This window comes from Streptomyces sp. NPDC101225, from assembly GCF_044767585.1.
In the GTDB taxonomy this organism is placed as follows: Bacteria; Actinomycetota; Actinomycetes; order Streptomycetales; family Streptomycetaceae; genus Streptomyces.
The window spans coordinates 22,308-28,825 of sequence record NZ_JBIWOE010000072.1; the positions used below are offsets into that span (position 1 = coordinate 22,308).

At 69.5% G+C, this 6,518-nt stretch carries 7 protein-coding genes; all 7 read left to right on the top strand.

What is annotated here, in order from left to right; translation table 11 throughout:
- Positions 1-63 precede the first annotated feature (63 nt).
- On the top strand, positions 64-1,398 hold the full coding sequence (locus tag ACIRPX_RS44350; RefSeq protein ID WP_404205844.1) for a transcriptional regulator: 1,335 nt from the start codon (positions 64-66) through the stop codon (positions 1,396-1,398).
- A complete protein-coding gene (locus ACIRPX_RS44355) occupies positions 1,395-1,967 on the top strand; it encodes a helix-turn-helix domain-containing protein (RefSeq protein WP_404205845.1) in 573 nt (190 codons plus the stop codon). The genes ACIRPX_RS44350 and ACIRPX_RS44355 overlap by 4 nt, the downstream gene beginning before the upstream one ends.
- A gap of 165 nt (positions 1,968-2,132) precedes the next feature.
- Positions 2,133-2,846: a ParA family protein gene (locus ACIRPX_RS44360; protein ID WP_404205846.1), complete on the top strand. Its 714-nt coding sequence runs from the start codon at positions 2,133-2,135 to the stop codon at positions 2,844-2,846.
- On the top strand, positions 2,843-3,706 hold the full coding sequence (locus tag ACIRPX_RS44365) for a hypothetical protein (RefSeq protein ID WP_404205847.1): 864 nt from the start codon (positions 2,843-2,845) through the stop codon (positions 3,704-3,706). The genes ACIRPX_RS44360 and ACIRPX_RS44365 overlap by 4 nt, the downstream gene beginning before the upstream one ends.
- 124 nt (positions 3,707-3,830) lie before the next feature.
- Positions 3,831-4,133, top strand: a complete 303-nt coding sequence (locus ACIRPX_RS44370) for a hypothetical protein (protein WP_404205848.1) — start codon at positions 3,831-3,833, stop codon at positions 4,131-4,133.
- A 94-nt stretch (positions 4,134-4,227) separates the two neighbouring features.
- Positions 4,228-5,514 carry an IS256 family transposase gene (locus ACIRPX_RS44375; RefSeq protein WP_404205849.1) on the top strand — a complete coding sequence of 429 codons (1,287 nt, stop codon included), beginning with the start codon at positions 4,228-4,230 and terminating at the stop codon, positions 5,512-5,514.
- Positions 5,515-5,581: 67 nt separating this feature from the next.
- Positions 5,582-6,518: LamG-like jellyroll fold domain-containing protein (locus ACIRPX_RS44380; RefSeq protein WP_404205850.1), on the top strand; the 937-nt coding region annotated here is incomplete at its 3' end.

Here is a 6,518-nt window from a genome sequence, read left to right on the forward strand (position 1 = left end):
GGAGACCTCACCGGCCGCTACGCTGCGGGAAGCTACAGCAGGCTCGGCTCCGACCGCCGGAGCGTGATCCTGCGCGCGGATCGTCAGGGCGCGGCCGAGCACGGTCATCGGATCACCGCGGCCATCGCCTGCCACGTGGCTCGCGTCGGCGGCACCGTCGACCAGCTCACGCAGCTCCTGCTGCACCCCGAGCACGAAGGCGGACGGCACACCCGCAACATCGCACTGCGATCCGGGCAGTCGCGCGCCCTGGACTACATCCGCCGGGTGTGGGCCAGCGCCTCGGACGCAATCAGCACCACCATCGCGCTGGGCTCCCGGCACGAGGCGTACGAAGTTCTCGCCGCACTGCGCGACCGGATCGAAACGACACCGTGGCGCGGGGAGCGTGGACGGACCGCGCTGCGGGTGCTGCGGGCGCATCTGAACTTCGCCGAGATCGCCGGCGGGCCCCTGCACCACGCCAGTGAGCGGCAGACCGCCGAAGAGGCTGGCATCTCCCGCACGACACTCCGGGTCGTCTACGAGACGGTCCTCCGGCCACAGGGCTGGCTGCGGCGCCTGCGGGTCGGCCACGGCCGGGAGGGCTCGACCTGGTACCTCGGCGAGGGCACCATGCCCGGACACGGCGACCACGCTCTGCTGTCTCGTTTCCGGTCCACTCAGTTCCCCCCCGACCCGGCACTTGAGGAGTGGACCACCCCTGAGACGGCCACGACGGCCGACATCGACTCCACCGTCCTCGGCCAACTCATGGGCCACGACGCCTTCGCCCACCACGCCCTCGGCAGCGCCGCCCTCATGATCATCAGTGCCCTGCACCAGCACCCCCACCAGACCGTTGCCGAGCTCGTCGGTACTTCCTCGGTCGCCCGCGCCACCACCTACCGGACTCTGAAACGCCTCGCCGACCACAGCCTCGTCCAGCACACCGGAGAGACCTGGACCCTCGCACCACGCGCACTGGAGGGCTTCGGTATCCGCCTCCCGGACGCCGACAACGGCCACACCGCAGCGCCGGCACAGGGTTGGGCCAAGGTCGCCGAGCAACACGGCACCTGGGGAATTGCGGCCCGGCGCAAGGCCCGGCACACGGCGGAACGGGCGGCCTACCAGCAGGCACTGGACCGGCTTGCAGAGCACCGCAGCAAGGCCGTGGTGCTCGTGCGTGACGGCCGTCAGGTCCTGGTCCCAGCACCTCGCCCCGACGAGATCCCGCCGACGTGGCACGCCCCGGACGGGCGCGTCCTCGACCCGCTCACCGGTCGTCCAGCCGCCGACTGGCGTGTCGCCACCGACGGCCGCCTGATCCTCATCACGCCCGCCGACCAGCGCAGTTACGACGAGCTGGCCGCCGCCCATGCCGAAGCCCTCAGCGAATGGGAGTCCGTCGCATGAACCCAGAACCCCCGATCACCTCCGACGCGAGCAACGAGGTGACGCCCCAGTCCCTGCGCAAGCAGTACGAGTCCGGCGCCACGGTCGACGAACTCGTCACCGCCAGCGGCCTGTCCTACGGCACGGTCCTCAACCGGCTGCACGACGCCGGGACCGTCATGCGCACCTCCTGGCAGACCCGCCGGATGCGGCAGAACCCACAAGCCCGCAAGCGCCTCGCGGCCCACCTGCGCACCCTGTACGAGCAGCACGGCGCGACCCTCACCGAACTCGCCGCAGCGACGGGAGAGACGCGGCGCGGTGCCCGGCGCATGCTGATCGAGGCCGGCGGCACGGTGCGCACCACCCAGCAGACCCTGCGGATGCGCGCCGCAGCACGGGCCGCCGAACGGTACAAGGTCGCGCTGTCCCTGCGGGCCCGATACGAGGCCGGAGCCACGGTGCCGGACCTCGCCCGCGAGCACAGCTACTCCATCGCCACCGTCTACCGGCTCCTGCACCAAGCAGGCACTCGCATGCGGCCCCAGCACCACCACGGCCCCGCCCACGACCCGAGGAAGCGGCCATGAGCCCCCTCGTCCGCGCGGGTGTCGCCCACCCCGCCCGGCAGATCAAGAAGGCGGCCGTGCGCCATGCCGGCCGCCAAAAGACAGCACGGGCGCCCCCTGTCGTCGACCCGCTCGCCGATGCGCGCACCAAACAACGCCCCTTTCCCCTCAGGAGATCAAGCACACGTGAACGAGAACACCCGTCACAAGACCCTGGCCGCGGCCACAGCGAGCGCCTGGGACGCGTTCGTGATCGTTGTCGGCATGCTCAAGGGCGGCACCGGCAAGACCACCTCCGCCTGGTTCATCGCCCTCTACTACGCCGTCGTCCTCGGCCTGCCCACCCTGCTGCTCGACGCCGACGCGACCAGTCAGTCCGCCTACGACTGGTTCAAGGTCGCCCAGGCCGCCGGCTTCGAGATCCCCGCCAACCTGGTCATCGAGCGATACCCGTTCGACGACATCGCCGAATACATCCGTGCCAAGCGCGCCGAGTTCGGCGCGATCGTGGTCGACGCCGGCGGCGGCAGCGCCCGCATCTTCCACGAGGCTGTTACCGAGGCGAACCTGCTGCTCGTCCCGGTCGCCCCCACCAAGATCGAGCGCCGCAAGCTCGTGGCCACCTTCGACGAAGCCGAACGCGCCGCCGCCCGCAACGAGCACGGCGTCACCGCCCACGTCGTCATGGTCAAGGCCGACGACCGCACCAGCCTGCCCGGCCGGGCCAAGGACCAACTGCTCGACCCCGCCGAGGGCGAGGGCATCGGCCCGGACCGCGACGAGGCGTTCCCGCTCGCCGAGACCACCATCCACTCCTGGGTGCACTACATGGAGGCCTTCGGCGAGATCCCGACCGAACTGAGCGAGTACGCCAACCTGATGAAGGAGCTCACGGCATGACCGAACGCATGAAGCCCCCCACCCGCCGCACCGGCCGCACCCTCGGCGGGGCCAGCAAGACGCCCCCTCCGCCTCCTCCCCCGGCGGCCGAGCTCACCCCGGAGCAGTACGCCGCCGAACAGGGTGCCGCCGAGGGCGATGGCCGTCCCAATGCGGGCGAGGCGCAGGTTCAGCCCGCACCTTCCGCCGCTCCCGCCGAGGCATCGGCCCACGACCGGACCGAGGCGGTGCCCGAGGCCCCGCCGACGACCACCCAACCGACCATCGAGGCCTCGCCGGGCAGCCCCGTCCCTGAACCGGCCGCCAGTCAGCGGGCTCACCCGGCCTTCGACGTACGCGACGCCGGGACCAAGTCCACTGGGATGCCTACGGAGCAGCAGCTACCACCGGGGGTCCCGGCTGCCGAGCCTGCGGTACGTACGGTCCAGCCCACGCAGTTGGCCGAGCACGCTTCGATCAGCGGGCCATCTCACGTGACATCCACCGCTTCTGGTGCGGCTCCGGCCGCCGAGGTGGCCATTCGCTCGGCCGCTCCCCCGGCGGCAGGCGGTACCACGTTCCCGGTGAGGACCGAGGGTCCGGGGGCTCACCAGGAACAGCACGCTCGATCGCAGGAGGCACCCAGCGAGGGTGCGCCGTACGCGCACGGCCCTGGCCGTCCCAACGGCGTTCCCAAGGTCGCCGTCGTTCTCAACCAGCGCATCATCGCCCGCGAGAGCCTCGACTCGTCGGTCCCCACTGCCCTGAAGCTCAAGAAGCGGATCAAACGCTTCGCGCTCGACAACGAACTCGATCACCTGCCCATCGGCGACATCGTCTCCGTAGCGCTGGACGAGTGGCTCACCGCCCGCGGCTTCTGAACACGACCGCAGGGCTCAAGGCGGCCGCACCCACACCAGGGCGCGGCCGCCCTTCTGCCGACTATTCCAATAGCCCAATAGGCGGATAGCTATCCGCCTAGAAGGACCAACCGGAGCAGCTCTCGTGCCCAATCACTCCCGTCACGCGCGCCTGCTGCGTGAAATCGCCGATGCGCTCGACACCGAGTTCCAGCCAACCGACGACGCTCTCACGCCGCACCCGAACACGCTGGACGTCGTCAGCAACCGGCACACCAAACGCGGGCAACTCAACTACGCCGTCCCCGAAGTCCTCCAACTCCAGCGACGCATCCGACGCTACAACGCTGAGACCGACATCCCCCACGGAGACATCGTGGCCCTGGCCCTCGACACCTGGCTCCGGGCAAAGGGCTACCCACCGGACCCCGAACCCACTTGTCCATGACCGGCGACCTACAAGTAGGCGGCTACGATGCACCCTTTGCGCCATTGGGTGTGTCCAGCGAGTGGTGTAACTCCCGAGCTGGAAGCGACAGTTGATGACTGACGTGACGAGTGACACCGAGGCTGGGAAGGCCGCTGTGAGTGGGACGGGCGCCGTGGATGAGGGGCTGGTCGCCGAGTTGGTTGCCCGGGCTCAGGCCGGTGGCGTGAAGCTCACCGGGGAGGGCGGCCTGCTGCAGCAGTTGACCAAGCGGGTGCTGGAGTCCGCGCTGGAGGGCGAGCTCACCGATCATCTGGGGCACGAGCCCGGTGAGCGGGCCGAGGGCGGCCGGGACAACTACCGCAACGGGCACCGCTCCAAGACGGTGATCACCGAGTCGGGGCCGGTCGAGATCGCGGTGCCGCGGGACAGGGCCGGATCGTTCGAGCCGCAGCTGGTCAAGAAGCGTCAGCGGCGTCTGGGCGGGGTGGACGAGATGGTCCTGTCGCTGTCGGCGAAGGGGCTGACGCACGGGGAGATCTCCGCACATCTCGCTGAGGTGTACGGCGCGGAGATCTCCAAGTCCACGATCTCCACGATCACCGACAGTGTGATGGCCGGCATGACGGAATGGCAGAACCGTCCGCTGGACAGCGTCTATCCAGTCGTCTTCATCGATTGTGTGAACGTGAAGGTCAGGGACGGGCAGGTCGCCAACCGGCCTGTCTATATGGCGGTGGCGGTCACCGCCGAGGGGCACCGGGACATCCTGGGTCTGTGGATCGGCGACGGCGGGGAGGGCGCGAAGTACTGGCTCCAGGTCCTGACCGAGATCAAGAACCGCGGCGCGGCCGATGTCCTGATGCTGGTCTGCGACGGCCTGACCGGGCTCCCGGACGCCGTGAATACCGTCTGGCCTGCGACGATCGTCCAGACCTGTGTCGTTCACCTGCTGCGGAACAGCTTTCGTTACGCGGCTCGGCAGGACTGGGAGAAGATCGCGAAGGCGTTCAGGCCCGTCTACACCGCGCCGACCGAGGAGGCCGCCCTGGAGCGGTTCGTGGAGTTCACCGACGCCTGGGGCGGGAAGTATCCGGCGATCGTCCGGCTCTGGGAGAACGCCTGGGCCGAGTTCGTGCCCTTCCTCCAGTTCGACGTGGAGATCCGCAAGATCGTCTGCACCACCAACGCGATCGAGAGCATCAACGCGCGGATCCGCAAGGCCGTCCGGGCCCGGGGACACTTCCCCACCGACCAGGCCGCCCTCAAGTGCGTCTACCTGGCCGTCATGAGCCTGGACCCGACCGGCACCGGACGCAAACGCTGGACCATGCGCTGGAAGGCCGCACTCCAAGCCTTCGACATCACCTTCGACGGCCGGCTCACCGCCGGACGCCGCTGAACAAAACCGACTGAGTTCCACCGTTCGCTACACAGACCCGGCCCTGGACCTGACCAAATCCTTCACCGTGTCCATCTGGGCCGACCCCACCGCGTACGGCGGCGCGGTCCTCTCCCAGAGCGGCAGCGCCGATTCAGGGATCCTGCTGATCCCCGCCTCCAGCGGCTGGCAGTTCAGCCTCAACACCGGTGCAGGTACCGCCTGGAGCTTCGACACCATCACCGGCGGCACCGTCCACCTCGGCACCTGGGCCCACCTGACCGCCACCTACGACAAGACCACCGGCGTCATGAACCTGTATGCCGACGACGTCTTCGTCGCCACCGGCAGCCATACCGCACCCAGCACCGGCGCCGGCGGCAACTTCCAACTCGGCGACGCCCTCAAAGCCTCCGCCCGCACCGACTACTTCACCGGCCAGCTCGCCCGCGCCCAAACGTGGACCGGCGCCGTCGTACCCCCCGCCCAGCCCTACACCCCGGCCGGCTACCACCAGGCGGTCACCTCCACCCGCATCCTCGACACCCGCTCCAGCAGCGGCCTGACCTACACCAGCGGCGTCACCGCCGGCTCGAGCACGGTCGCAGCCGATTCCGTCACCCACCTGAAGATCGCCGGCGACAGCGTCACCACGCCGGTCAGCGGCGCACCCACCACGGTCCCGGCCTCGGTCACCGCGGTCGCCGTCGACGTCACCATCACCGCCGAGACCGACAGCGGCTACGTCACCACCTACGCCGACGGAACCCAGCGTCCCAAGACCTCATCCACCAACTTCGCCGCCTCCACCACCGCGACCGGCTACCAGATCGTCCCCGTCGGCAACGACGGCACAATCGACCTCTACACCCACATCAACAGCACCAGCGGCACCGCCGCCCTGATCGTCGATCTCACCGGCTACTTCACCAGCGATCCCGCTCTCACCGGAGACCAGACCTATACGCCGCTGTCCAGCGCGGTGCGCGCCCTGGACACCCGCTCCAGCGTCGCCCACACCAGCC